The following is a 26481-nucleotide window of genomic DNA, read 5'->3' as shown; positions in this document are numbered from 1 at the left end:
ACAAAATTCAGAAATAGAAGACTTTGTGTTAGAAAGTGAGGGAGAAAATGGACGTTGTTAGAAGATTAGAACAAGCTGAATACTATGTAGACCTACTATTTAAAATGATTGATGAAGAGAAGTGTCCATTTTATTCTTTGATCATAAAGAAAAAAGCTCGTAAAAAAGATATTGAACGTATACTAAATCTTTGTGAAAAACTGAACGAGCAATATGTAGTGGAGAAAGCAGAAGGGCTTCTTTTGTTCGATGCGCTGTTAGATCAATTTGAAAAAGCGCTTCCACATCAGCTCGAAGTACACGAAACTGCGGAAGCGCTAGCAAAACAAGGTTTATTTAAGCCGCTTATGAATGAATTCTTAAGCATGATTGCGAAAAAATAAATAGATTATTTCTTAACTAACTTTTGATCGGATTCTGTAAAGTTCTCTTCAATATCTTCTAATGATTTCTCAAAAATATCGATAAAGTCTTGTCCGTAAATGTTACGCAGGATTGCAATCAGTTCGATATTTTCTGGGAACTTCCCATAAAAATTACGAAGTGCAAGAGCCCCATTAAACACTGAATTATTTTCAGGATCATACTCTTCCATTAAGCGAAGTAGTAATTCTTCCCCTTTGTCTGTAATTTCAATGTACGTATTTCGTTTATCATCTTCCTTTTTTGAGAATACAAGATAGCCGCGTTCTTCCAGCTTTTTCGAGAAGTTAAACGCTGTTGATACGTGCATAACTCCAAACTTAGCAATCTCAGAAATAGAAGCCCCTTTTAAATGATAAGCGATTGTTAAAATATGATGTTCATTAATATTTAAATCGTAAGGTTTAATCCACTGCTGCCAATCTTTCTCTACACATTTCCATAACGCTTTCGATAATTGAGCAATGCGTTGGCTGAAAATCATCGCTTCTTTTACCGAGTAATCTTTTTCTCCACTTTTCATTTACTCACCCACTTTAACATTCTTTTTTCATTACTATCTATTATGCCAGTAAAATAAAAATTAATAAAGTCTTTTTGTGAGAATTGTGAAAATTTTTCGGAAAAATGACATTCTATACAAATCATGCATAACTATGGAAGCGTTTTATGAGTCGTGAATACATACGTTGTCCTTACATGTTAAGTGATAACATATATTGTAAATGCATAAAAACACGGCATATCTATACGATATGCCGTGTCAAGGTCAATTTATATAAAAAATATTTGTTATATGCAAAAAACTAAGCAGGAATTTGTTTACGCTTTTTCTGGAACAGCTTCTTGTAGTTTCTCAATTGACTTTTGGATGTCCAAAATTTCTTTCTCAATATGGCGCTTGTTTTGAGAAATATCTTGCTTCCAGTTAGAAAGCGTGTCTTGCATGTCATCTTTTAATTCTTGAAACACTTCTTTACCTTCTGAAGCAGTTTCAACAATTTGACGCTTTAATAATTTCGTATCAGCTGTAATATCAGCTAAAGTCTTTTTAATATCATTTCCTTTTTCTTTTAACTTGCCGCGCATGTCTTTACCAGAAGAAGGAGTTGAGAAAAGAACAGCTAGTCCAGCAACTGCTCCGCCGCAAATAACACCTGTAATAAAGGATTTAGCTTTTGACATAAAAGGAGACCTCCTTATTTTTTGTTCGTATTCATGATGGGAAAAATATGCATATCTTTCTTATATGTGCTATGCACAAACAATCATCCCTGAGCATTTTAAGTAAAGAAACAAGCCATGCGGAATTTGATGACTTCAGGGAAGTGGCTTGTTATGTATTACGCCTTCTTATAGTGTCATTATTTCACACTATTTGCAATTGTACTTGCGATGTTTTGTAAATTTTCCATAGTGTATTCATTTTGATGTGATTTCCAAACAGCACCGAAACCATCTTTTTCACCGTAGCGTGGAATTAAATGAAGGTGGAAGTGGAACACAGTTTGTCCAGCTTTTTCACCGTTATTGTTAAGTAGGTTAAAGCCAACTGGATTAAACTCTGCTTTAATCGCATTTGCGATTTTTGGAACGACAGAAAAAATGTGTGATGCGATTTCTGGCGTTAACGCAAAAATGTCTTGTTTGTGAACTTTCGGAATAACAAGAGTATGTCCTTTTGTTACTTGACTAATATCTAAAAATGCAAGCACATGTTCATCTTCGTATACTTTTGAGCAAGGGATCTGCCCGTCAATGATTTTACAAAAAATACAATTGTCTGCTGTATGATTCATTGATCTCATCCTTTCAAATATCCTTAGCCGTATTTTACCATAATTACATAAGAGAACAAACACGAAAAACAGGAAGCTGACTCAGCTTCCTGTTTTCTGAAGAGGGATTGAAAAAGCATTATCGTAATTTACGTTTCGCAGACACCTCATTTATTTAAGAAATGCACGGTAAATCGGCTAAAGTTTCTGCCGTAGACACCCCATTTTCAAGTGAAATGAATTGCAATCTTTTTTAAAATGAAATTGTTTATTTTTTAAAACAGTATATGCTCTTTCAGAGACACCCCGTTTCGAAAATGAAACAAATGATCTGGTTATGTGTAAATTTCATTGTCCAAATTGGACACCCCATTTCATGATGACTTCACTATGTTGTTGTACTCATCAATAGGTGGTTGCTTTTTCAATGTGTTCCTTCTTCAATAATTATGATGTCCGCTTTCGGAAAAATATATGCTAATAAATTTAAAAATTTTTTTTGAGTACATGGATACTATGTAGTACAGCATAATTTTTGGTAAGATGAATATAGAATGAATACTAATGAAGAAAGTGGTGTCGTATGAGCGAGTTATTGCGTGTAGAAAATGTTACAGGAGGATATACGAAACGACCTGTATTAAAAGACGTTTCGTTCTCTGTTAATAAAGGCGAACTTGTCGGCTTAATCGGTTTAAATGGAGCTGGTAAAAGTACGACGATTAAACATATTATCGGTTTAATGGAACCGAAAAAAGGAACTGTCACAATTAATGGGAAAACAATTCGTGATGATATGACAGCGTACCGTTCTAGCTTTTCATTCATTCCGGAAACGCCGGTATTATATGATGAATTAACGTTAGAAGAGCATTTGAAATTAACAGCTATGGCGTATGGGGTTGATGAAAAACAATATGAAGAACGTGTAGGACAACTACTACAAGAGTTTCGTATGAAAAATCGTTTAAAATGGTTTCCATCTCATTTCTCAAAAGGAATGAAACAAAAAGTAATGATTATGAGCGCATTTTTAGTGGAGCCATCTCTTTACATAGTAGATGAACCATTCGTTGGATTAGACCCGTTAGCGATTCAATCCCTTCTTCAAATGATGGACCAAATGAAAAAGAGTGGTGCCGGTATTTTAATGAGCACACATATTTTAGCGACGGCAGAGCGTTATTGTGATTCGTTCATTATTTTGCATCAAGGTGAAGTAAGAGCGAAGGGAACATTATCTGAACTGCAATCACAGTTTAATATGCCAGGTGCAACGTTAGATGATATTTACATCGCGCTAACAAAGGAAGAAGATTATGAATAGCACAGCGTTATGGAAAGAACGATTTCGTCACTTTCTAAAAGAAGTTCGTACATATAGTAAATACGTATTTAATGATCATTTGAAATTTATTTTCGTGTTCATCATTGGTGCGGGAGCGTACTATTACCAGCAATGGTTACAAACGTTAACAACTTCGTTTCCGGCGGCGCTCGTAATGGCAGTATTAATTGGACTCGTGTTAACGGCTGGATCCATTCAAACATTATTAAAAGAAGCAGATCTCGTTTACTTGCTGCCAGTTGAAGAAAAGTTAAAACCTTACTTCACAAAGGCGTTTCTTTTTACATTTATGATCCAGTTATACATAATCGTAATCGTAGCGGCAGCGCTTGCCCCGTTATACTTCCAGCAAATGAAGCAAACAGGAGCGGCTTACATATGGATTGTACTCGCGTTTGTTATCGTAAAAGCGTGGAACTTATTCGTAGCGTGGGAAAAGTCATTTTTAACAGATCAAAATATACAAAGAGCTGATTGGTTCATTCGTTTCATTTTAAACGGTTTATTTGTTTATTTCCTTGTAGAGCGTACTTCGGTTATGTTTATTGGCGGAACCGTCCTTCTCATGGTGTTATACCTCGTAGTACTGCATCAAATGGTGAAGGGAAAGCCGCTAAACTGGGAGTATTTAATTTCTGAAGAAGGTAAGAAGATGATGCTACTGTACCGCATTGCGAATATGTTCGTTGATGTACCAGCATTAAAAGAAAGAGTAGCACGGAGAAAATGGCTCGATTTCATTCTTTCGATGATTGGTGAAAAGCGTACCTATTTATACTTATATACGAGAACATTTTTACGATCTGGTAACTATTTCGGTTTATATGTGCGTTTGCTCGCTCTTGGAGGAGTTATTTTGTACTTCATTCCGTTTTTATATGGACGATTTATTGTAAGCCTTATTTTCCTATACTTAATCGGTTATCAGCTCTTAACTTTATGGAAACATCACCGCATGAAGATTTGGCTTGATTTGTATCCGGTAGGGGGAGAAGAGAAGAAGAAAGACTTTCTTACTTTATTAAACGCGATTCTAATCATAGGGAGCGTAATCTTTACAGTTATATTTGCACTAGCAACGAAAGATTTCATGATGACAGGAATTTTACTTATCGTAAGCATATTATTTAGTATCGGTTTTGTTTACCAATACGGGGCGAAGCGCATTGAGCGTTTAAATTGAAAGGAATGAACCTATGATTACATACGAAGAGAAGGTTATAAAAGAATTGGAGCAGTGGAAAGCTACATTCATGAAAGATTCTTCTATGATGACACGGTTCTCCAAAAAAGTGCAGACGAAAGTGCAACAGCTCATTCCGGCGAAAGTACAAAAGGTACTAACAGAGACGATTCGTATGATGGTGCAAACGATCAGCGCCGGGTCAAACTTTATAAAGCCGAAGCTAAAAGAGACGACATGGTCATTGCAAAGACGAGACGATGAAGTACGTAAAAAAATGGATGAGTACAAAAAAATAGCAGCGGCAGAAGGAGCAGGGACGGGGGCTGGCGGTATTCTCCTCGGTCTTGCTGACTTTCCGCTTCTACTTACAATTAAAATTAAATTTTTATTCGATGCAGCAACGTTGTACGGATTTGATACGAGTAAACAAGAAGAGCGTCTTTTTATCCTTCACGTTTTTCAGCTTGCCTTTTCAAGTGACAATCACAGAAAAGAAATATGGAAAGCAATTGAAACGTGGGATACAGAAAAAGAAAATCATATGGACTGGGAAAAGTTCCAAACAGAATACCGAGACTATATCGATTTAGCAAAAATGCTTCAGCTCGTCCCGGTAATCGGTGCCCCAGTCGGCGCATATGCGAACTATCAATTGCTGCAAAGACTTGGAGAAGTGACGATGAATTGTTATCGTATGCGATTGCTGAATAGGGATTAAAAAGAAGGCGTCCTACATGTGTAACGTAGGACGCCTTTTCTTAGAAGCCAAGTCCGATATAGCTAACTCCAACTATAATCAATACGATAAAAAGTACAATGATTAATGAAAATCCGCTCTTACCAGCTTGCCCTGCTTCACCGCCGCCATTACCACCACTACCGCCATTACCGCCAAGTCCCATATGATATCCTCCTTATTGTTATATGTTGCTTTTACTTTATAACTTTCTGTATTTTCTGATAAACACCTTCTGTAGTGCTAACTAAATTGAAAATCATTTCGTTTTGTTTTATAATTTACTTACCGACCGGTAAGTAAAAATAAGTGAGGTACAGTATGACGAAGAATTTACAAACATCGCAAAACATTGTAGAGGCATCATTTAAACTTATGGCAGAACACGGCATTGAGAAGATGAGTCTTTCCATGATTGCGAAAGAGGTAGGTATTTCAAAACCGGCTATTTATTATCATTTTTCTTCTAAAGAAGCGTTAATCGATTTTTTATTTGAAGAAATTTTCTCTGGATATCATTTCGTGAGTTATTTCGATAAAGAGCAATATACGAAAGAAAATTTTGCAGAAAAGTTAATTGCTGATGGTTTACATATGCTCTCTGAATATGAAGGGCAAGAAGGGATATTACGCGTTATCAATGAATTTATCGTAACTGCATCGCGAAATGAAAAGTATCAGAAACGCTTATTTGAAATACAAGAAGATTTCTTAAATGGTTTCCACGATTTATTGAAGAAAGGCGTAGAACTTGACGTAGTGTCACAACATGAAACGGAAGAAAATGCTCATACGCTAGCACTCGTGATTGATAATATGAGCAACTATATGCTCATGGGATTCCAGTTAAAGTATAAAGAAATTTGGATTCGAAATGTGAAAAACGTCATGAAGGAGGAGTAAAGATGAAAATGCAAAAAAACTGGTGGCTCGGTTTTCTTGGATTTATTGGGGTTTATAAAATACCAGGTATGATTGAAGCTTTTCAAGCGGATGGAAATTGGATGAAGTTAATCGGTTTCATTTGGCTACTTTGGTTCGGATATTTTATTCCTGAGAAGAAAGAAGATTGAATTTCAATTTTCTGTAAAGTTACGTAAAATATAGATTGAGAGTATTCATATATTAGATTACTAGATTTGGAGTGGTTACATGGATCCATTGAAAAATGAAATTCACCCTGACATGGTCAAGGTGTGGAAAGTTCGTGCTGTAATTGAAGAAGGGATCGGTATACTCGTTATTTTAGCTTACCTTTTCCTCATGATAAAGTTTGATTGGTGGGCGTGGATTTTGTATGTGATGATTGGGCTAACAGTTGTGTTCGCACCATTTGCGTACTTCTTATTCCCGAAACTACGTCAACGTTATTACAGCTATCAACTAAATGAAGAAGAACTTGAAATTCAGCATGGTCTTTTTGTCGTAAAGCGCGTATTAGTACCGATGATTCGTGTGCAGCACGTAACGATTGAACAAGGACCAATTATGAGAAAATATGGCTTAGCAGAATTACACATTTCAACGGCAGCAACTTCTCATAACATCCCAGGTTTAACGATGTATGAAGCTGAAATGTTGAAAACGAAAATCGCAGAATTAGCGAAAGTGAGTGATGAGGATGTATAAAAGGCAGCATCCAATCACGATGTTATTAGAGTTAAAAATAACAGACTTTATACCACTCATTATTTTTCTTTTTAGCTTAAGGGGAAAGTTTCCATTTTGGTATTTAGTTCCTATTGGCTTTGCGTTAATCACAATTATTTCAGCTATCGTAGGCTGGTATTACAAAGTATACTGGGTCGAAAATAACGTATTACATGTGAAACAAGGTCTCTTTGTGAAAAAGGAGAGCTACTTAAATAAAGAACGTGTTCAAACAATTAATACAAGTTCTAACGTACTATACCAAATGCTCGGTTTGAAAAAAATTCAGATTGAAACAGCTGGCGGGGGCGATGAAGCAGAAGTTAGCTTAGCTGGAATTACGGTAGAAGAGGCGACGGAGCTTATTACTTTGCTAAATGAGCCAACTCCAGAAGTGAAAGCAGAAAAAACGTTAGACGAAGCAGCAGAAAATACAGTAGAAAAAGCAATTGTTACAGAGGAAAAACAAACGACAGAGTACAAGTTAACGTGGAAAGAGATTTTAATAGCGTCTGTTACATCTGGTCAATTTGGAGTATTGTTCTCTTTAATCTTTTTCGTTTATCACCAAGTAGATGAGTATATTCCGAAATGGATAAAAAATAGTGTGACGTCATATGTAATGGACCACGATATATATGGCTGGATTTACATGGTAGCTATTTTACTTGTCGTTTCTTGGATGATATCTACAATTGGCTACGCGTTAAAACACGGTAACTTCACAGTGAATCGAAAAAATGATGAAGTCCGTATTTCGCAAGGGTTACTGGAGAGAAAAGAACTCGTACTAAAATTGCACCGCATTCAAGGGATTACGATAAAAGAAGGCATTTTACGCCAACCGTTCGGTTATTGTGCTGTGCAAGTAGAAGTCATTCAAAGTGAAGGGAAAGAAGAAAAAGTTACACTGCATCCTATCATTCGAAAAGATCGAGTGCAACAATTACTCGCGCATTTACAATTACCATACGAACTGAATGCAAATATTACTTCGTTACCAAAAGCAGCATTGCGCCGCTATCTCATTGATAGTTTAATCTTTTTCGCTATGCTCGCAATCCCGCTTACTGGAATAAGCGTATACTTTGAAAAGTATTACATCATGTGGGCATTACTACCGCTCGCAATCCTTATCTTTACACTTGGCTACGCAACATTTAAAACAAATGGCTACAGTGTTAACGGAGAACAAATTACACTTGTCTATCGTAGCGTCGGAAAATATACAGGACTTATTAGAAGAAGACACGTCCAATCAATGGAGAAGACACAATCATATTTCCAGCGCCGTGCGGATTTATGTACGTATAAGTTTTCGAGTGCATCATCTAGTTATAAAATAGAGCATACGAGAGTAGAAGATGCGGAGAGAATGCAGGATTGGTATAAGAAGAAAATAAATGAGATGTAACTTGAGAAAGCTTGCCTATTATGAAAGGCAGGCTTTTTTGTTATAGGGAAAAGAGTCGTTTAATCCATATATTAGTACAACTACAGCACACATGTATCAATACGTATGAAAAAAGGTAATATGATTCTGTTTTGGGAAAATATGTGGGATTTTTGATATAAATGGTATAATAAAATGGAAATAGTATTAGGAGGTTATATATGATAAGTCAGTTGAAAAGAGAAGCACTTGATGCATTAAAAGGAAGATGGGGACTAGCGGTAGGGGCAACCTTATTAATTGGAATCCTTATTGGAGCTGTTGAAATGCTAACAACAGGTATTTTCTCGATATTTTGGGGTTGGGAAGAAGCAAGTGATTCACTTACAGTAAGTATTATAGTAATGCTTGTTATTGGTCCATTAACAATAGGTGCCTATTATCTTGTTTTAAATGCAATTCGTGGGACTGATGCTCGCATTGGTCATATATTTAGATGGTTTAGCGATGGAAGTAAGTTGATGAAGTCGTTTTTAACATATTTACTAATGTATGTATACTTGACTCTATGGACATTACTTCTTATTATTCCAGGTATTATTAAATCATTTTCTTATTCTATGACATATTTTATTTTGAATGATCATCCAGAATATACAGCGAATCAAGCGATTACTGAGAGTCGTCATATGATGAATGGACATAAAATGGATTACTTTTTACTATGCTTAAGTTTCTTAGGTTGGTTCATTTTAAGTATTCTTACTGTAGGAATCGGTTTCTTATGGTTAGCACCTTATTTCTACGCGACATCAGCCGCATTTTATGAAGAGATTTCAAAAGAATATTATAAAAAAGAAGGCACTACTTTCTAATAAAACATATAAACTATCTACCCTAAAGAATGTAGGGAGCAGATAGCAGATGGTTTAGGTGTTTTGATATTTGTCCTATTTTCGGGATTCACTTCAGGATAAGGTATAGATTTTTATATAGAAATGCTACCCTCTATGTTTTATCATAGAGGGTTATTTTTTTATGTAAAAATGATAGGAAATAATGAATAATATATGTAAAGAAAAAAGCGAGGTGAATGAGAGTGAGCAAATTTTTAATACCGTATTCATTTTCTATATTAAGTTTCTTTATTTCAGCAACAGCACTTGATTTATATGATAGGATGGGAAACGATAGTGAGCTGGTTTCGCCGAACATAATTGGAAAGATAATTCAATCTACTGCGCAAATGGGAGTCCTTACATTGTATTTCGGAGTACCTATTATTTTAGGTGGCTGTCTACTTGGTGAGCTATTGTTTAGAGGTATCATTTTACGATTTAAACTAAGCTATATTATATCTTTATTATTATATCTATTTTTAGCTTTTAGTATTGTTTTCGTAACGGTAGGCATTCCAACTACATATGAAGATTCTAATACATTTTTCATGGGGATAACTATGATTTGTGCTGTTACATTCTTTGTGAGTCGGAATATATGGGAAAACAAGTTAATAATGGAGTGACAAAATGAAATACACCTGTCCATGTTGCGGATATAAAGTTTCACTTTATTGGATCAGTTAGAAAACCGACTAGTGAAGATGTGAAGGATGCTAGTTGGCAGCGAATTTGTTAAGTAAAATGTTATTACTCAATTTAATGGGAGTAATAACATTTTTTATTTAGTACTGAAAGAATTACTGCTGTCTTAAAGTAATAAGAAGGAATAAATCGGTAAATTTTATTAATGGATATATTTTCAATAAATACAAAAGTATAGATGTATAGTCAGCTTTGTGTATTTAATGTTATCATATTGAATGATATGGAAATTTTTAATAGAATAAGTAACTAAAAATTCAAAGGTAATGAAGCTTTTGTTGTATAAAGAAAATACTTAGTAGTAATCAACAATATTAAAAATAAGATTCGTATTTATATAAATTTAGTAGAAATGGGGTTTTAAAAAGGAATGAGTATAAGCATAACGCGGCAAAAGATTTTGGCGGCCGCTTCTCAAATTGTACAATGTAAAGGGGTTGCTAAATTAACTTTAGAAGCAGTGGCAAAAGAGGCGGGTTTAAGCAAAGGTGGATTATTGTATCACTTTTCAAATAAAGAAGCTTTAATAGAAGGTATGATAGTCCGAGGGGTAGAGGATTATGAAGGGGCCATTTACAATAAAGTAGCGGAAGACTCAGAGAGGAAAGGGAGATGGGTTCGCTCTTTTGTAGAGGAAAGATTAAGTAATGAGAGAAGAACAGAAGAGTTGTCTAGCAGTATGATGGCAGCACTCATGTTAAAACCTGAATTACTTGAGCCATTACAACAATCATTTCAGCAACTGCAAAAAAATATAGAAAATGATGAGATAGATTCAGTTTGTGCAACAATTATTAGATTAGCAGCAGATGGATTATGGTATTCGGAATATTTAGGGGTTGGAAGACTAAGCCCCGAGTTAAGAGAAAAAGTAATTCAAGCTCTTATTAGTAATTCATATAAATAGAATATGCGAACTATATAATTTTAAAATAATTCACCATTGCTTCTTTAATGTAGTGGTGAATTATTTTTTTTATTAGAAAAATAGAACAATTTTATAGAGTATTGAATTATAACCGTCCAGACGGTATAGTAATATTTGGTTTAAGAGGAAAATGAAACAAAAAAAGAATAAAAGATATTTTTAGCACACTATTCGAAAGGATAGGCCGCAAAGCTTAGAGTCTACGGTAATACATATTGGTTACTAAGATCGTCTGGTTGCACATTTTTGATGCAACCGGACGATCTTTTTTGTTATATAAATATAAAAATTTAGGAGGGAACTATGCAAATGAAAAGTACTAAAAGACATATTTCAATGGTTTCATTAGTTTTTCTAGTATTATTTTCAGTGCTGAATGTGTGGGCTCCAGTTATTCAAGCTGCTGTGATGAAAAGTCCAGTGGACGAAATTAATATTTCCCGTACTGATGGCACGACATCTGAACCATATCAAGCCTCAGATGGTATGAAAGTAGAAGTGAAGTGGTCAGCTAAAGAAAAAATAAAAAGTGGAGATCAATTCACAATTGATATGCCAAAAGAGTTTCGAAAAGACCTTATGAATATGAGTTTTCCTTTAAAAGATGCTGAAGGAAAAACAGTTGGTACATGTGAGATGAAAAAGGGTCTATTAACGTGTACTATGGGTGATTACGTAGAAGGAAAGAACAACATTAAAGGTTCTTTATTCGTAGAATTCTACTTTGGTCTAGAAGCATATGATGGTGTTAAAGAAATTCCATTAGAATTTAACGTTGATGGTCAAATCGTAAATAAAGAAGTAAATGTAAGTAATACGACAGAGAGACCGAAGCCACAACCCAATACGGAAAATCTATTGAAATGGGGTTCTTATAATCAAGAAGATCCGTCTATTGCTGATTGGCTTGTATATGTAAATGCAACTGGAACAGAAATGCAAGATCTTAAATTAACAGATACATTAGGACCTGGGCATGAGTTAATTACAGACAGCGTAGTATTAGAAGAGGCTGTATTTGAAGATGGTTATGCACCAACAAATATTAAGCCAGCAAATTTATCTAACATTAAAATAAATGCAACAAAGACTGGATTTACAATTGAATTTCCAGACAGTTCAAAAGGCTATATTTTAAGATATAAAACAAAGGTTACAAATCCTGCTGCAAAACCTCATAAAAATACTGTGAAATTAGAAGGTAAAAATATTAAAACTGAAGAAAAAGTAGGACAAGTATTTGTGAGTGGTGGGGGAGGATCCGGTTCAGGTGACGATAATCCACCTAGCATTGAAAAAAATATAGTTGATGAGAATGGCAAGCTTGTAGAGAATGAGCAGCTAACACAAATGGATCAAGTTATTCAATACCAAGTTGGTACACATATACCGAACGATCCTCCTAAATACACATCTATGGTAATTAGTGATGATTTAGAAGATGTTTTAGAAGTATTAGAGGCAAAAGTGTATGATAAAAATGGCCAAGATATTACTTCTAAAGGGACGTTAAATATAGATAAACAAAGAAGTGAAGTAACATTTACGTTTGGTGAGAATTTTGATTATAAGTCATATGAAGACCAGATAATTAATCTTAGTATCAAGGCGAAAATTAAAAATAATGCAGACTTATCTTCTTACGTAGATAAGAAGATTCCTAATAAAGCGGAATTACATTTTGATGATAAAACATTAACATCAAAAGAAGTAACTATTACACCGCCTGAAGCTCCAAAAGATGGTACAGTATCGCTTCATAAAATAGATTCTGAGAATCCGAACAAAGGGTTAAAAGGTGCCGAATTTGAAGTTCGAAATAGTGCAAATGAAGTTGTTGCAAAACTGACAACGGACGAAAAAGGTTTTTCAGTACCTCAAACTTTAGCTCCTGGGACGTATAAAGTTTATGAAACAGTAGCACCAGAAGGATATCAAAAATTAACAAGCCCAGTAGAGGTTACACTTCAAGCTGGAGAAACAAAAACAATTGAAATTAAAAATACTGTGCAAAAGGGTCAAATTGAAATAAAGAAAATTGATTCGGAAAATGGTGAAAAACCATTAGCAAATGCAGAGTTTGATATAGTAAAAGACGGTGTAGTAGTCGAACATATTGTTACAGATAAAGATGGTAAGGCAATCTCTAAACCGTTAGCACTAGGAAAATATATTTTAAAAGAAACGAAAGCGCCTGAAGGCTACCAATTAAAAGAAACAGAGTTCGAAGTAAGTGTAACAGGGGACGGCATATTCCCAATACGAGTGGAAAATGCAATGGTAGACAAAGGTAATATAGAAATTACAAAAGTGGACAAAGAAAACGGAGCAGTATTAGCGGGTGTCGAATTTGAAGTCCAAGATGAGAAAGATGAAGTAGTAAGAAAAGTAGTAACAGATAAAGATGGAAAAGCAAATGTTTCAGATCTATCAGTAGGAAAGTACAAATTAGTAGAGACGAAAAGCTTACCAGGTTATAAGCAGCTAACAGAACCAGTACCATTTGAAATAAAAAAAGGTATGACAAAAGCTTTAGCAATAAAAGTAGAAAACGAGCAGTTAGACAAAGGCTCAGTAGAAATTACAAAAATAGATAAAGATAGTCAAAAAGTATTAGAAGGCGTAGTCTTCGAAGTGCAAGATGAGCAAGGAAAAGTAGTAACAGAAGTAAAAACAGATAAAGATGGTAAAGCAAAAATCTCTGATTTATCAGTAGGGAAGTACAAATTAGTAGAGACGAAAAGTTTACCAGGCTACAAAAAGCTAACAGATTCAGTATCATTCGAAATTAAAAAAGGTATGACAACAGTCCTATCGTTGAAAGTAGAAAATGAACAGTTAGATAAGGGTTCAGTAGAAATTACAAAAATAGATAAAGACAGCAAAAAAGCATTAAAAGGCGTAGTTTTTGAAGTGCAAGATGAAGCTGGAACAGTAGTAAAGGAAGTAAAAACAGATAAAGATGGTAAAGCAAAAATCTCAGATCTATTAGTAGGAAAGTACAAATTAGTAGAGAAAGAAAGTTTACCAGGCTATAAGAAACTAACAGATCCAGTATCATTTGAAATCAAAAAAGGCATGACCGAAGTTCTATCATTAAAAATAGAAAATGAAATGGTAGATACGGGAAATATAGAGATAACAAAGATAGATAAAGATAATAAAGCACCGTTAGCGGGAGTAACATTCATCGTCCAAGATGAAAAGGGTAATGAAGTTACAAAAGTAACGACAGATAAAGATGGAAAAGCAAATGTTTCAGATTTACTTGTAGGAAAGTATGAATTAGTAGAGGTAGACAGTTTACCTGGTTATAAAAAATTAGAAAAACCAATATCATTTGAAATCAAAAAAGGCATGACCGAGGTTCTATCATTGAAAGTAGAAAATGAAATGGTGGATACAGGGAATGTAGAGATAACAAAAATAGATAAAGATAGTAAAGCTCCATTAGAAAATGTTGTATTTGAAGTACGTGATTTAAAAGGAAAAGTAGTTGCAAAAGTAACGACGGATAAAGAAGGAAAAGCAAACGTTTCAGATTTATCTATTGGAAAGTATGAGTTAGTAGAAGTAGAAACACCGGCAGGATACAAACCACTAGAAAAGCCAATTTCATTCGAAATTGAAAAGGGTAGAGTAACAGCATTACAATTGACTGTAGAAAATGAATTAGTGGATACAGGAAATGTAGAAATTACAAAAGTAGATAAAGAAAATAAAGATGCTTTAGCTGATGCAGTCTTTGAAATTCAAGATGAAGCAGGACAAGTAGTCGCTAAAATAACGACAGATAAAAAAGGACAAGCACAAGTTACTAATTTATCAGTCGGCACATACAAGTTAGTAGAAGTAAAAGCACCAAAAGGATATAAACAATTAGTAGATCCGATTACTTTCCAAATTGAAAAAGGCATGACAAAATCTCTTGCTTTAACAGTAGAAAACGAAATGTTAGACAAGGGAAATGTAGAAATCACAAAAGTAGATAAAGAGAGTCAAAAAGTATTAGAAGGCGTAGTCTTCGAAGTACAAGACGAACAAGGAAAAGTAGTAACGGAAGTAAAAACAGATAAAAATGGTAAAGCAAAAATCTCAGACTTATCTGTAGGAAAGTACAAATTAGTAGAGAAAGAAAGCTTACCAGGTTACAAAAAACTAACAGAGCCAGTATCATTCGAAATCAAAAAAGGTATGACAGAAGTCTTATCATTAAAAGTAGAGAATGAACAGTTAGACAAAGGCTCAGTAGAGATTACAAAAGTAGATAAAGATAGTCAAAAAGCATTAGCAGGTGTAGTCTTCGAAGTACAAGATGAAAAAGGCAAAGTAGTAACAAAAGTAACGACAGATAAAGAAGGAAAAGCAAAGATTGCTGATTTATCAGTAGGAAAATATAAGCTAGTAGAGGTAGAGAGCTTACCAGGATATAAAAAACTAGCGAAACCAGTATCATTTGAAATCAAAAAAGGTATGACAGAAGTCTTATCACTAAAAGTAGAGAATGAACTAGTAGACAAAGGCTCAGTAGAAATCACAAAAGTGGATAAAGATAGTCAAAAAGTATTAGAAGACGTAGTCTTCGAAGTACAAGACGAACAAGGAAAAGTAGTAACGGAAGTAAAAACAGATAAAAATGGTAAAACAAAAATCTCAGACTTATCTGTAGGAAAGTACAAATTAGTAGAGAAAGAGAGCTTACCAGGCTACAAAAAACTAACAGAGCCAGTATCATTCGAAATTAAAAAGGGTATGACAGAAGTTCTATCATTAAACATAGAAAATGAAATGGTAGATACGGGAAATGTAGAAATTACAAAAATAGATAAAGATAATAAGGCACCGTTAGCAGGTGTAGTCTTTGAAGTTCAAGACGACAAAGGCAAGGTAGTAACGAAAGTAACGACAGATAAAGCTGGAAAAGCAACAGTTTCAGATTTATCAGTAGGAAAGTACAAGCTAGTAGAAGTAGAGAGTTTACCAGGCTACAAAAAATTAGAAAAGCCTGTACTATTTGAAATTACAAAAGGTATGACAAAATCTTTAGCGTTCACTGTAGAAAATGAAATGGTAGATACGGGGAATGTAGAAATCACAAAAATAGATAAAGACAGTAAAGCACCATTAGAAAATGTTGTATTTGAAGTACGTGACTCAAAAGGAAAAGTAGTTGCGAAAGTAACGACGGATAAAGAAGGAAAAGCAGACGTTTCAGATTTATCTATTGGAAAGTATGAGTTAGTAGAAGTAGAAACACCAGCAGGCTACAAACCACTAGAAAAGCCAGTTTCATTCGAAATTACAAAAGGTATGACGAAAGTCTTATCATTGCAAGTAGAGAATGAACAGTTAGACAAAGGTTCAGTGGAGATTACAAAAATGGCCGCTGAAAGCAAGGAAGTCTTATCAGGAGCTGTGTTTGAAGTTCATGATGACAAGGGAAAAGTAGTAGTGAAAGTAACAACAGATAAAGATGGAAAGGCAAAAATCACAGATCTATCTGTAGGTAACTACACACTAGTAGAAGTAGAAGCACCAAAAGGATATGAAAAATTAACTAATCCAATTCCATTTGAAATTACAAACGGAATGATAAATGCAGTTCAATTAGAAGTATTAAACAAATTGAATCATTTAGCGCCACCAGGCCCAGAAACACCAGATCCAGAAAAGCCTGGAACACCAGATCCAGAAAAACCTGGAACACCAGATCCAGAAAAGCCTGGAACACCGAATCCGGAGAAACCTGGAACACCGAATCCAGAAAAGCCTGGAACACCAAATCCAGAAAAGCCTGGAACACCGAATCCAGAAAAACCTGGGACACCAGATCCAGAAAAGCCTGGGACACCGAATCCAGAGAAACCTGAAAAAGAATTACCGAAGACAGGGCAGAAAATGCCTGTGGAACCATATATGGGAGCACTTCTTGTAATGATGAGTTTTGGATTACTCATATTAGGTAGAAAACAGCAGAGATAATAAAGGTGAAAAGGTATCCTCAAAGTATTTGAGGATACCTTTTTTAGCATAAAAAAAGCATCTAGCAAAAGTACTAGATGCAAATAAAAACACAAGGGAAGACAAAGTTCTTCCCTTTTCCCGTATGTAATTATATCAAAAAATTTATAAAAAACTAGCTATATTTAAAATATAATTTTAAAAAAAGTTATATACATAAATAATTGCAATACGCGCAGTTTTATCTTTCTGAAAAATCTATTTCTTTATTTTTGAATATTAAGACTAATGTTGATAAATCTTCAGATAATTAGAAAAAATACCCGAAAGGATATATAATATTGCTTAATAAATAATTTTAATGAATTACGTATATTTCATTTGGTGTATTAATTGAATATCATAATTTTTAATTTTATTAAGCAAGAATCTCGGTTACTTATTGCATTTCTAACATAGGGTGAGATAGAAAAATACAATAGTGTGGAGGTTTTTATAATGACGTTTGTTCTTAGTAAAATGAGTGGCTTTAGCATAGAAGAAAAGGTACATGAATTTGAATCTAAAGGATTCCTTGAAATTTCAAATGAAATCTTTTTACAAGAGGAAGAGAATCATCGTCTATTAACACAAGCACAGTTAGATTATTATAATTTGGAAGATGATGCATACGGTGAATGTCGTGCTAGATCTTATTCAAGGTATATAAAGTATGTTGATTCACCAGATTATATTTTAGATAATAGTAATGATTACTTCCAATCTAAAGAATATAACTATGACGATGGCGGGAAAGTTAGACAGTTCAATAGCATAAATGATAGCTTTTTATGTAATCCTTTAATTCAAAATATCGTGCGCTTTGATACTGAATTTGCATTTAAAACAAATATAATAGATACAAGTAAAGACTTAATTATAGGTTTACATCAAGTAAGATATAAAGCTACTAAAGAAAGACCATCTTTTAGTTCACCTATTTGGTTACATAAAGATGATGAACCAGTAGTGTTTTTACACCTTATGAATTTAAGTAATACAGCTATTGGTGGAGATAATTTAATAGCTAATTCTCCTCGGGAAATTAATCAGTTTATAAGTTTGAAGGAGCCTTTAGAAACTTTAGTATTTGGACAAAAGGTCTTCCATGCCGTAACGCCACTTGGAACAGAATGTAGTACGGAGGCTTTTCGTGATATTTTATTAGTAACATTTTCTTATAAGGAGACAAAATGAGAGAGAATAAAATAATTATGATTTCTGGAGCCAATAGCGGTATAGGTCATGCTTGTATAAAATACTTTTTAGAAAAATCATTTCATGTAATAGCGCTTGATATTAATAATAATAACTTAATAGATTATATGAAAACAGATATGCCTTTGAAAGTAGTGCAAATTGATTTAAGTAATAGCGAAGCGATTCATAATCTTTTTACTCAATTAGATTTAGAAAAGCTTTCTCCTGATATATTAATAAATGCAGCTGGTATTCGAGAGATAACACCTGTTTTACATTTATCCGATGATATGTTTAAAAAAGTAATTGATGTAAATTTAGTAGCCCCATTTATCCTTTCTAGGGAAGTAGCTAAGCGATGGTGTGAATCGAAAATAAAAGGTTGTATTGTGAATATAGCATCGGTTTCTGGATTAATGGCTGAACCAGAGCGAGCTGCTTATGTTGCATCAAAGCATGCTTTAATCGGATTGACTAAACAGATGGCTATGGAATTTGGAAAGCAAAATATAAGGGTGAATAGCATTTCTCCCGGTGTTATTAGAACTGAACTTACAGAAGAATACTTTAGTAATACAGCTTTGATGTCTATGATAAAAAGTAATCAATCTTTAGATACTTGGGGGTTGCCGCAGGATATTGTTTCATGTATTGAGTACTTGATTTCTGATCAGGCCCGCTTTATTACTGGTTCTAATTTTGTAATTGATGGTGGTTGGACTGCTGGGAAAAATTTATAATTGAGTGTTTTTGAGGAAAAGCACCTGTCCTTTTTTAGGCTGGTGTTTTTCTCACTATAAACCGAGTTTTTATTGGAGGGGGATTAATTTGCTTCAAAAAAGTTTTAAGCAAGAGAAAACGGTACCGGCTTTAAAGATGATAGCATCAATGGTTATCTTTGGATCAGTTGGATTTTTTTCAGTTCAAACAAACTTACCTTCGTTTGAATTAGTGTTTGTAAGGTGTATTTTTGCGACAATATTTTTAAGTGTATGCTGGTTGCTTACAGGGCAATATAAACAAGATAAATGGGAACGAAAAGAGGTTATTCAAGTTTTAATATGTGGCTTTTTCTTAGTATTTAATTGGGTTTTCTTATTTAAAGCCTTTGAAAATATGTCAGTTACAATTGCTATCTCGGTTTATCATCTTGCACCAGTAATTGTACTGTTAATTGGAAGTATCGTCTTTAAAGAAAAATTAACATTCATATCTATCATTTCAATAGTTGTGTGTTTTGCAGGAGCTTTATTAATTGCTGGTATCGATGGAAGTTTCTCTGTCGGTTCATTAATGTCTTCAGGTATGATATGGGGATTTCTTGCAGCTCTCTTTTATGCATTTACAACTTTATTTGGTAAAGGGATTAACAAAATGAGTGCGTATGCAATGACATTTTTACAAACATTCTTGGGGATATTTCTTTTAATACCATTTATAGATTTAGATGCTTTTAGTGGCCTCACTCAAAGTAATTGGACATATATTATAGCTACTGGTTTTATTCACACAGGGATAGTATATTATCTGTTTTTTGATAGTTTACGCTATTTATCTACAAAAACAATCTCAATATTAGTTTTTTTGGATCCGGCAGTGGCAATATTATTAGATACTGTACTTACTGGATTCCGTCCAACTTTAATGCAAATAACAGGAATTCTTTTTATTTTTATTGGTATGACTTTAACATTAAAAAAATCTAAAGATAAAAAACTGAGCCAAAAAGAAAAGCGAATTGAAAGCGATGCTAGTATATCTCAACAATAATGAAATATATTGTGTATAAAACGATAAACCTTACATGAATCATGTAAGGTTTATTTTAGTTCAATATAATTCATATTTATAATATATAATTTTCAAAACTGAGGTATGTTTTTCTTTAATATGCTTTTGATTCAAATGTTATTATTTGACTATAAATTTACAAAAATGTATATGAAATCTTATTTTTTGATAATATATAAGTAATAAATTCATAGAATTGGAGTGATGAGATGCAGCCGTTAGAAAGGGAGATTCATTCTAATATGCTGAAAGTGTGGCGAATTCACGCTTTAATTGGGACGGCAGTTATACTAACAGTCGTAATTGCGTATTTCTTTTTTATGATTAACTTTAACTGGTGGGGCTGGTTGTTTGGACTATTAGTAACAGGAGCTATTACATTTATTCCACTTGATTATTTTGTGTTTCCAAATTTGCGTCAGCGCTATTATAGTTACAGATTAAATGAAGAAGAGATTGAGATTCAAAAGGGAATGTTCGTTGTAAAACGCGTACTTATTCCGATGATCCGTGTGCAGCACGTAACGATTGAGCAAGGGCCGATCATGAGAAAGTATAATTTAGCAGAATTACACATTTCAACAGCCGCAACTTCTCATAGTATTCCAGGTTTAACGAAAGAAGAAGCAGAACAGCTAAAAAGACAAATTGGAGAACTTGCGAAAGTGAGTGATAAGGATGTATAAGAGGCAACATCCGATTACGATATTGTTAGGTATTAGAGTTGCGAGTTTGTTGCCACTTATTATTCTTGTTTTATTTAAACCTGATGAACAAGTGGAACCTTGGTATTTATTTTATCTTTTCCTTCTGGTTGTTTTATTCATCATGGCTATTTTTTCAGCAATTAAATGGTATTTTAAAGTGTACTGGATTGAGAATAATATTTTACATATAAAGCACGGTGTTTTTGTAAAGAAGGAAAGTTATTTAAATAAAGAACGTGTGCAAAATGTTAGTACGTCTTCTAATGTCATTTATCAGATGCTTGGGCTTATGAAGTTAAATATAGAAGTAGCGGGTGGTGGTAGTGAACCAGAAGTGATGTTGGCTGGTATTAAAGAAGACGAGGCAAAACATTTAATCTCTTTATTACATAAGAAAGAAACTACTGTAAAAGAAGAAATAGAAGAGGAAGAAAGCAAGACGGTTTATCAGTTAACAGCGAAAGAGGTTTTAGCAGCAGCGATTACATCTGGTCGGTTCGGACTAGTGTTTTCTGGACTGGTACTTCTTTACACAAAGTTTGATTTTGTTCTTCCTGAAGGATTCACAAGTAAAGTAGAAGCGTATGTGATGGGAAACGGTGTTTATAAACTAATTGTAATAGCATTAATTTTAATGGCAATTTCATGGATTATTTCCACGGCTGGATATGTGTTGAAATATGCAAACTTTAAAATTGAGCGCAAAGGGGAAGAAATTCGTATCGTTCAAGGGTTATTTGAAAAGAAAGAGTTTGTCTTAAAATTGCACCGAATTCAAGCGATTACTGTAAAAGAATGTATGCTTCGCCAGCCATTTGGTTATTGCGCTGTTGAAGTGGAAGCAATTCACAGTATTGGAGCAGCAAGTAATGAAGTGATGCTGCATCCTTTTATGAAGAAAAAAGATGTACAGCACCTGCTCACATATTTAGAGTTACCTTATGAAATTGAAGCGGAGATCGCTCACTTACCAAAAACAGCGTTGCGTCGTTATTTCATTATGGGCTGGTTAATAAGTATCATACTCACAGTTCTAATTGCTAGCGTAAGTATATATTTAAAACAATATATTGCATTGTTTGTTATTTTACCGTTATTTATCGTGTTTTCGTTACTTGCGTATGCTAGATATAAAAGTGGCGGTTATGAATTAAGAGAAAATCAACTAACGGTTGTATATCGTAATTTTTCGAAATATACAGGAATAATGCGAAGAAGACATGTTCAAGCAGTAGGTTATAATCAATCGTATTTTCAAAGAAAGGATGAATTATGTACAACTCTTGTAGCGGTAGCGGGGCGGGGCTATGAAGTAAAGCATATGAGAAAAAAAGATTCACTTCGTATATATAATTGGTACAAAGAAAAAGGAAACACCGGTGTGTAATGGTGTTTCCTTTTTGTGTCATGATTTGTCGATAAGTCGATATATTCGAAGAATCGCTGATATAATTCGAGTTGCGCCGATAAATTCAGAAAAACGCTGATATAATTCGAGTTGCGCCGATAAATTCAGAAAAACGCTGATATAATTCGAGTTGCGCTGATAAATTCGAAGAATCGCTGATATAATTCGAGTTGCGCTGATATATTCGAAGAAACGCTGATATAATTCGAGTTGCGCCGATAAATTCAGAAAAACGCTGATATAATTCGAGTTGCGCTGATATATTCAGAAAAACGCTGATATAATTCGAGTTGCGCCGATATAATTTCACATACCGCGGTTTCCGAACTCCAAACTCAAAAAAATTAAACTAACACATCAAAAGTAGTCACAAAAGAAGGGCGAGAGAAAATACTCTTTTGCTGTTCCGCATGTGGATGCGCTTGAGCCTGAGGTGTTCCTTCTGCTTGCGTGGGACGTTTTTTATGAGCGTTTTCGAATGAACGTGATTCTGTCCAGTCTTTAAAGTTTTGCTCTGTTTCCCACATCGTTAAGATGACATATGTATCGTTACTTAATGGACGTAGAACACGGATCGCTTGGAATCCTGGTTCGTTTTCGATAAGGCCTGCGCGGTTTTTAAAGCGGTTTTCAAATACAGGGCGACCTTCGTCTGTTACAGAAATGTTGTTACAAACGATATAGCCAGGTTGTCCTTTAAATTCGCCGACAGCATCTAGTACGTCATACTGAAGTGAACCTTCTACAGATTCTTCTGTATTTTCTTTATAAAACATATTTTTCTCATCATTTTTTGCAGTGAAATGTGCTTGTTCTAGAGGTGTTTCGTATGAAATAATAGCCTTCATTTTAATGCCCCCTTACTAGTTTGTTTCTATTATATCAACTCTCTTAAAAAACTTCGAAGATTATATACATAAAGATACTTCTTTTTCAAATAATAAATGTACCATCATTTGGAAAGAAGGACGATGTATGAAGAAAGTAAAGTGGACTTTATTAGGCGGCGTCGCAACGTTCGTAGTAGCGATTGTACTCTATAAACTTATCGTGTTAGCTGGTGGCTATATGATGGATGAAAAGCAGCTCGTTTTCCACTCTTCATCACGTATCGTTGACCAGAAAGGGAAAGAAATTACGAAATTATACGTAGAAAATAGAGACCTCGTACCGATCGAGCAAATTCCGAAGTATGTGCAGCAGGCGTTTGTTGCGGTGGAAGATTCTCGTTTTTATGAGCATCAAGGGATTGATTATCCGTCTATATTCCGTGCTCTTTATAAAGATACGTTAGCTAGAGAGAAGGTAGAGGGCGGTAGTACCATTACGCAGCAACTCGCTAAAAACGTCTTTTTAACTCGTGAAAAAACATTTACGCGCAAATTGAAGGAAGTCGCAATTTCTCTTCAATTAGAGCAAAAATATACGAAGCAACAAATTCTTGAAATGTATATGAATCATATTTATTTTGGTCATGGGGCTTACGGTATTCAAGCGGCAGCAAAGTTGTATTTTAATAAAAATGTTGAGGATTTAACAGTAGAGGAAGGGGCAATGCTTGCAGGCCTTCCGAAGTCACCAAACGGATATTCACCGTACTATTCTGCAGAGAAGAGTAAGGAACGCCGCGATCTAGTATTGTCACTTATGCATAAACAAGGCTATTTGACTGCAGAAGAAAGCGTTCGTTATCAAGGGAAGACAATTGCTCTATATAAAAATTTAGATGAGAATGAGCTTGCATATATGCCGTATATTGATATGGTCATAGATGAAGCCGCTCGTTTATACGGGTTGTCTCATCAAGAAGTACTTCGCGGAGGATATACGTTTGTCGTACCTATGGATGAAAAGATTCAAAAGGTAGCATATAACCAGTTTCAAGATGCAAGGAATTTTCCTGGGAAAGAAGAAGGGGCGCAAGGTGCTTTCTTATTAATGGATAATCGTACGGGAGGGATTAAAGCGGCGATTGGGGGAAGAAAGTACGTCCCGAGAGGATTTAATCGTGTTTTTGCCAAAAGGCAGCCCGGATCTGTTTTAAAACCACTTATCGTTTATGCACCAGCACTAGAAACGAAAAAGTATAATCCGTATTCTTTATTAACGAATGAAAGAAATTCTTTTGAAGGGTATGAACCTCGAAATTATAATCATGAGTATTCAAAAGAAATGACGATGTATGATGCGATTTTAGAGTCGGCAAACGTACCGGCAGTTTCTTTATTAAATGAGTTAGGGGTAGAAGAAGGAAAGCAATATTTAGAAAAAGGAAATGTCCATATTGCAGATGCTGGTTTAAGTACAGCGCTTGGGGGACTAAAAAATGGCGTTTCAACATTTGATCTTGTAAAAATGTATCGTTCATTTTTAGCAAATGGAAATATTATTGAGCCGCACGTTATTGATAAAGTATTAAATAGACACGGTGCAGTCATTGGGGAATCTCCAAAAGTAGAGACGAAAATCTTCTCGAAGCAGACAGCATGGTATATGACGAAAATGTTAGAAGGAGTTGTGAAGGAAGGAACAGCGAGAGCTGGTGTATATAACGGTGCGTTAGCTGGAAAAACGGGTACAACTTCATTGCCAAATGACGATAAGGGAGCAAGAGATATGTGGTTCGTCGGCTATACACCTAACTTAGTAGGCGCTGTTTGGATTGGTTATGACCGTACGGATAAGGAGCATCAGTTGCAAGGAGAAAGTGCATCTGCGACAAAATTGTTTAAGAAAATTTTAACGAAGGCTAATGTAGAACATAAAGAGAAGTTTATGAAGCCTGAAGGTGTGGAAACAATCGGCGCTCCGATTCGACTGCGCAAAATTGAAGATGTAAAAATGAAACTATCATTTAGCCCTTTCGGTTTATTTAAAGCAAAATTAAGTTGGACGCCACTTCCAGATAACAGAATTATGTACCGAATCTATAGAGTGGAGAACGGAATTCATACACATGTTAGCACTGTAAATGGTGCTGGGGAATATGAGGAAAAGTTCGTTAACATATTTTCAAAACCGAGCTTTTACGTTGTACCATATAATACACAAACGAATCGTGAAGGAGAAAAGTCAAAAGTAGCTAAACCATAGTTTTTCTCTGTGTTATAATAAGAATGTTGTGAAAATAGTAAGCGTTTTTAAGAATGTTTGTGTCAATTTAATGAACAACGTACATAATATTATGCATTTTGTTTTTACAAGCTGTATAGTAAAAAAAGATAAATATCGAACGTATTCGAAGCATTGGTAAGGAAGGGAGCAAGGGTCTTGGTAAGAACTATAAATGAGACATTTTTAAAAGCATGTAGGGGGGAACGTACCGATTATGTACCAGCATGGTATATGCGTCAAGCAGGTCGTTCACAGCCGGAATATAGAAAGATTAAAGAAAAATATTCTTTATTTGAAATTACACATAATCCAGAGTTATGTGCTTACGTTACAAAATTGCCGGTTGATCAATATAACGTAGACGCAGCAATTCTTTATAAAGATATTATGTCACCACTACCTGCAATTGGTGTGGATGTAGAAATTAAATCAGGTATTGGCCCAGTTATTGATAATCCAATCCGTTCTTTACAAGACGTAGAAAAACTAGGGGAAATCAATCCAGAAGATGACGTACCGTACATACTAGATACAATTCGTTTATTAACGACAGAAATGTTAGACGTACCGTTAATCGGTTTTTCAGGAGCTCCATTTACATTAGCGAGCTATATGATTGAAGGCGGTCCATCTCGTAACTACCATAATACGAAAGCGTTCATGTATGCAGAGCCAAAAGCTTGGTTCGCTTTAATGGATAAACTAGCAGATATGGTTATTACATATTTAAAAGCGCAAATAAACGCAGGAGCAAAAGCAGTTCAAATTTTCGATTCTTGGGTTGGAACAGTAAATGTAGCAGATTATCGCGTATTTATTAAACCAGCAATGGAGCTTATTTTTGCAGAAGTTCGTAAGATGGGTGTACCGATGATTATGCACGGCGTAGGAGCTGCACACTTAGTGAATGAGTGGCACGACTTACCGCTTGATGTAGTCGGCTTAGACTGGCGCTTACCGATTGAAGAAGCACGTGCACGTGGCGTTCATAAGGCGGTACAAGGTAATATGGACCCTTCATTCTTACTTGCACCATGGTCTGTTATTGAAGAACATGTAAAAGGTATTTTAGATCAAGGGATGAAACAGCCGGGTTATATCTTTAACTTAGGTCACGGTGTATTCCCAGAAGTAAATCCGGATACATTAAAACGTTTAACTACATTTATTCATGAATACTCTAAAGGGCAGTTAGCGAAGTAAAGGAGAATTGCT

24 protein-coding genes and 1 riboswitch are annotated in these 26481 nt (G+C 34.7%); of the genes, 19 read left to right on the top strand and 5 right to left on the bottom strand.

Features of this window, described 5'->3' with window-relative positions; all coding sequences use genetic code 11:
* Positions 1 to 47 precede the first annotated feature (47 nt).
* Positions 48 to 383, top strand: coding sequence for a DUF1878 family protein (locus ES895_RS11065; RefSeq protein WP_000383655.1), 336 nt, complete (start codon positions 48 to 50; stop codon positions 381 to 383).
* A gap of 5 nt (positions 384 to 388) precedes the next feature.
* Here the strand turns inward: ES895_RS11065 and ES895_RS11060 are convergent, their stop codons facing one another.
* The 3 genes from ES895_RS11060 to ES895_RS11050 all read right to left on the bottom strand — a co-directional run bounded on the left by ES895_RS11060 (position 389) and on the right by ES895_RS11050 (position 2222).
* On the bottom strand, positions 389 to 946 hold the full coding sequence (locus ES895_RS11060; RefSeq protein ID WP_000834924.1) for an HTH-type transcriptional regulator Hpr: 558 nt from the start codon (positions 944 to 946) through the stop codon (positions 389 to 391).
* A 299-nt stretch (positions 947 to 1245) separates the two neighbouring features.
* A complete protein-coding gene (locus ES895_RS11055; protein ID WP_000030302.1) occupies positions 1246 to 1608 on the bottom strand; it encodes a YtxH domain-containing protein in 363 nt (120 codons plus the stop codon).
* 179 nt (positions 1609 to 1787) lie between these two features.
* Positions 1788 to 2222, bottom strand: a complete 435-nt coding sequence (locus tag ES895_RS11050) for an HIT family protein (RefSeq protein WP_001016835.1) — start codon at positions 2220 to 2222, stop codon at positions 1788 to 1790.
* A gap of 562 nt (positions 2223 to 2784) precedes the next feature.
* On the opposite strand from ES895_RS11050, the gene ecsA reads away from it, so the two are divergent.
* From ecsA to ecsC, 3 genes are read left to right on the top strand one after another with little or no spacing between them, the layout of a single operon-like run.
* Positions 2785 to 3528 (top strand): ABC transporter ATP-binding protein EcsA, encoded by a 744-nt coding sequence (gene ecsA, locus ES895_RS11045; RefSeq protein ID WP_001292603.1) that lies wholly within the window; start codon positions 2785 to 2787, stop codon positions 3526 to 3528.
* On the top strand, positions 3521 to 4732 hold the full coding sequence (gene ecsB / locus ES895_RS11040; RefSeq protein WP_097814068.1) for an ABC transporter permease EcsB: 1212 nt from the start codon (positions 3521 to 3523) through the stop codon (positions 4730 to 4732). Before ecsA ends, ecsB begins: the two co-directional genes overlap by 8 nt.
* Positions 4733 to 4745: 13 nt before the next feature.
* Positions 4746 to 5453 carry an ecs operon protein EcsC gene (gene ecsC, locus ES895_RS11035; RefSeq protein ID WP_000634143.1) on the top strand — a complete coding sequence of 236 codons (708 nt, stop codon included), beginning with the start codon at positions 4746 to 4748 and terminating at the stop codon, positions 5451 to 5453.
* A gap of 40 nt (positions 5454 to 5493) precedes the next feature.
* Here ecsC and ES895_RS11030 read toward each other — a convergent pair whose 3' ends face one another.
* Positions 5494 to 5637: a YjcZ family sporulation protein gene (locus ES895_RS11030; protein ID WP_000522760.1), complete on the bottom strand. Its 144-nt coding sequence runs from the start codon at positions 5635 to 5637 to the stop codon at positions 5494 to 5496.
* Positions 5638 to 5792: 155 nt separating this feature from the next.
* Between ES895_RS11030 and ES895_RS11025 the strand changes: the two genes are divergently transcribed.
* The 13 genes from ES895_RS11025 (at position 5793) to ES895_RS10970 (ending at position 22131) form a co-directional block, all read left to right on the top strand.
* A complete protein-coding gene (locus tag ES895_RS11025) occupies positions 5793 to 6374 on the top strand; it encodes a TetR/AcrR family transcriptional regulator (protein WP_000164831.1) in 582 nt (193 codons plus the stop codon).
* A gap of 2 nt (positions 6375 to 6376) precedes the next feature.
* Positions 6377 to 6544, top strand: a complete 168-nt coding sequence (locus ES895_RS29240) for a hypothetical protein (RefSeq protein ID WP_000783813.1) — start codon at positions 6377 to 6379, stop codon at positions 6542 to 6544.
* Positions 6545 to 6623: 79 nt separating this feature from the next.
* Positions 6624 to 7100 carry a PH domain-containing protein gene (locus ES895_RS11020; protein ID WP_135238341.1) on the top strand — a complete coding sequence of 159 codons (477 nt, stop codon included), beginning with the start codon at positions 6624 to 6626 and terminating at the stop codon, positions 7098 to 7100.
* A complete protein-coding gene (locus tag ES895_RS11015; RefSeq protein ID WP_097814066.1) occupies positions 7093 to 8535 on the top strand; it encodes a PH domain-containing protein in 1443 nt (480 codons plus the stop codon). Before ES895_RS11020 ends, ES895_RS11015 begins: the two co-directional genes overlap by 8 nt.
* A gap of 200 nt (positions 8536 to 8735) precedes the next feature.
* Complete coding sequence (locus ES895_RS11010; protein ID WP_000625400.1) at positions 8736 to 9389, top strand: DUF975 family protein; 654 nt, start codon at positions 8736 to 8738, stop codon at positions 9387 to 9389.
* Positions 9390 to 9613: 224 nt separating this feature from the next.
* Entirely contained in the window at positions 9614 to 10039 is a 426-nt protein-coding gene (locus ES895_RS11005) for a hypothetical protein (protein ID WP_002098741.1), read from the top strand.
* 449 nt (positions 10040 to 10488) lie between these two features.
* Positions 10489 to 11025 carry a TetR/AcrR family transcriptional regulator gene (locus ES895_RS11000; protein ID WP_000028010.1) on the top strand — a complete coding sequence of 179 codons (537 nt, stop codon included), beginning with the start codon at positions 10489 to 10491 and terminating at the stop codon, positions 11023 to 11025.
* A 172-nt stretch (positions 11026 to 11197) separates the two neighbouring features.
* Positions 11198 to 11290: riboswitch (cyclic di-GMP riboswitch) on the top strand.
* Between the two features lie 59 nt (positions 11291 to 11349).
* Complete coding sequence (locus tag ES895_RS10995) at positions 11350 to 17028, top strand: SpaA isopeptide-forming pilin-related protein (RefSeq protein ID WP_135238340.1); 5679 nt, start codon at positions 11350 to 11352, stop codon at positions 17026 to 17028.
* A gap of 477 nt (positions 17029 to 17505) precedes the next feature.
* Positions 17506 to 18243, top strand: a complete 738-nt coding sequence (locus ES895_RS10990) for a 2OG-Fe dioxygenase family protein (protein WP_000144819.1) — start codon at positions 17506 to 17508, stop codon at positions 18241 to 18243.
* Complete coding sequence (locus ES895_RS10985) at positions 18240 to 18986, top strand: SDR family NAD(P)-dependent oxidoreductase (protein ID WP_001208941.1); 747 nt, start codon at positions 18240 to 18242, stop codon at positions 18984 to 18986. The genes ES895_RS10990 and ES895_RS10985 overlap by 4 nt, the downstream gene beginning before the upstream one ends.
* An 88-nt stretch (positions 18987 to 19074) precedes the next feature.
* Positions 19075 to 20016 (top strand): DMT family transporter, encoded by a 942-nt coding sequence (locus tag ES895_RS10980; protein ID WP_000939627.1) that lies wholly within the window; start codon positions 19075 to 19077, stop codon positions 20014 to 20016.
* 230 nt (positions 20017 to 20246) lie between these two features.
* Entirely contained in the window at positions 20247 to 20723 is a 477-nt protein-coding gene (locus tag ES895_RS10975; protein WP_001182725.1) for a PH domain-containing protein, read from the top strand.
* The gene (locus tag ES895_RS10970) at positions 20716 to 22131 is read left to right on the top strand and encodes a PH domain-containing protein (protein ID WP_000278150.1); all 1416 of its coding nucleotides are present in this window, start codon (positions 20716 to 20718) and stop codon (positions 22129 to 22131) included. Before ES895_RS10975 ends, ES895_RS10970 begins: the two co-directional genes overlap by 8 nt.
* Before the next feature lie 365 nt (positions 22132 to 22496).
* On the opposite strand, the gene hmoB is transcribed toward ES895_RS10970, so the two are convergent.
* The gene (gene hmoB / locus ES895_RS10965) at positions 22497 to 23000 is read right to left on the bottom strand and encodes a heme-degrading monooxygenase HmoB (RefSeq protein WP_000644065.1); all 504 of its coding nucleotides are present in this window, start codon (positions 22998 to 23000) and stop codon (positions 22497 to 22499) included.
* A 127-nt stretch (positions 23001 to 23127) separates the two neighbouring features.
* Here hmoB and ES895_RS10960 point away from each other — a divergent pair, with 127 nt between their 5' ends.
* Positions 23128 to 25245 (top strand): transglycosylase domain-containing protein, encoded by a 2118-nt coding sequence (locus tag ES895_RS10960; protein WP_000756294.1) that lies wholly within the window; start codon positions 23128 to 23130, stop codon positions 25243 to 25245.
* A gap of 177 nt (positions 25246 to 25422) precedes the next feature.
* Positions 25423 to 26469: a uroporphyrinogen decarboxylase gene (gene hemE, locus ES895_RS10955; RefSeq protein WP_000252603.1), complete on the top strand. Its 1047-nt coding sequence runs from the start codon at positions 25423 to 25425 to the stop codon at positions 26467 to 26469.
* The last annotated feature ends 12 nt before the right edge of the window (positions 26470 to 26481 follow it).

Source organism: Bacillus sp. 007/AIA-02/001 (assembly GCF_004634455.1).
Taxonomy (GTDB): Bacteria; Bacillota; Bacilli; order Bacillales; family Bacillaceae_G; genus Bacillus_A; species Bacillus_A cereus.
This window is presented reverse-complemented; position numbering and strand designations above follow the sequence as displayed.

Excerpts from the sequence above, each read along its gene's own strand:
- ES895_RS10995 (WP_135238340.1), top strand. The coding sequence starts at position 11,350 with ATGCAAATGAAAAGTACTAAAAGACATATTTCAATGGTTTCATTAGTT.
- ES895_RS11020 (WP_135238341.1), top strand. The coding sequence starts at position 6,624 with ATGGATCCATTGAAAAATGAAATTCACCCTGACATGGTCAAGGTGTGG.
- ES895_RS11025 (WP_000164831.1), top strand. The coding sequence starts at position 5,793 with ATGACGAAGAATTTACAAACATCGCAAAACATTGTAGAGGCATCATTT.
- ES895_RS11015 (WP_097814066.1), top strand. The coding sequence starts at position 7,093 with ATGTATAAAAGGCAGCATCCAATCACGATGTTATTAGAGTTAAAAATA.
- ES895_RS10970 (WP_000278150.1), top strand. The coding sequence starts at position 20,716 with ATGTATAAGAGGCAACATCCGATTACGATATTGTTAGGTATTAGAGTT.
- ES895_RS10960 (WP_000756294.1), top strand. The coding sequence starts at position 23,128 with ATGAAGAAAGTAAAGTGGACTTTATTAGGCGGCGTCGCAACGTTCGTA.
- hmoB (WP_000644065.1), bottom strand. The coding sequence starts at position 23,000 with ATGAAGGCTATTATTTCATACGAAACACCTCTAGAACAAGCACATTTC.
- ES895_RS11000 (WP_000028010.1), top strand. The coding sequence starts at position 10,489 with ATGAGTATAAGCATAACGCGGCAAAAGATTTTGGCGGCCGCTTCTCAA.
- ecsB (WP_097814068.1), top strand. The coding sequence starts at position 3,521 with ATGAATAGCACAGCGTTATGGAAAGAACGATTTCGTCACTTTCTAAAA.
- ES895_RS11050 (WP_001016835.1), bottom strand. The coding sequence starts at position 2,222 with ATGAATCATACAGCAGACAATTGTATTTTTTGTAAAATCATTGACGGG.
- ecsA (WP_001292603.1), top strand. The coding sequence starts at position 2,785 with ATGAGCGAGTTATTGCGTGTAGAAAATGTTACAGGAGGATATACGAAA.
- ES895_RS11065 (WP_000383655.1), top strand. The coding sequence starts at position 48 with ATGGACGTTGTTAGAAGATTAGAACAAGCTGAATACTATGTAGACCTA.
- ES895_RS11060 (WP_000834924.1), bottom strand. The coding sequence starts at position 946 with ATGAAAAGTGGAGAAAAAGATTACTCGGTAAAAGAAGCGATGATTTTC.
- ES895_RS10985 (WP_001208941.1), top strand. The coding sequence starts at position 18,240 with ATGAGAGAGAATAAAATAATTATGATTTCTGGAGCCAATAGCGGTATA.
- ES895_RS29240 (WP_000783813.1), top strand. The coding sequence starts at position 6,377 with ATGAAAATGCAAAAAAACTGGTGGCTCGGTTTTCTTGGATTTATTGGG.
- ES895_RS11010 (WP_000625400.1), top strand. The coding sequence starts at position 8,736 with ATGATAAGTCAGTTGAAAAGAGAAGCACTTGATGCATTAAAAGGAAGA.
- ES895_RS10975 (WP_001182725.1), top strand. The coding sequence starts at position 20,247 with ATGCAGCCGTTAGAAAGGGAGATTCATTCTAATATGCTGAAAGTGTGG.
- ES895_RS10990 (WP_000144819.1), top strand. The coding sequence starts at position 17,506 with ATGACGTTTGTTCTTAGTAAAATGAGTGGCTTTAGCATAGAAGAAAAG.
- ecsC (WP_000634143.1), top strand. The coding sequence starts at position 4,746 with ATGATTACATACGAAGAGAAGGTTATAAAAGAATTGGAGCAGTGGAAA.
- ES895_RS11055 (WP_000030302.1), bottom strand. The coding sequence starts at position 1,608 with ATGTCAAAAGCTAAATCCTTTATTACAGGTGTTATTTGCGGCGGAGCA.
- ES895_RS11030 (WP_000522760.1), bottom strand. The coding sequence starts at position 5,637 with ATGGGACTTGGCGGTAATGGCGGTAGTGGTGGTAATGGCGGCGGTGAA.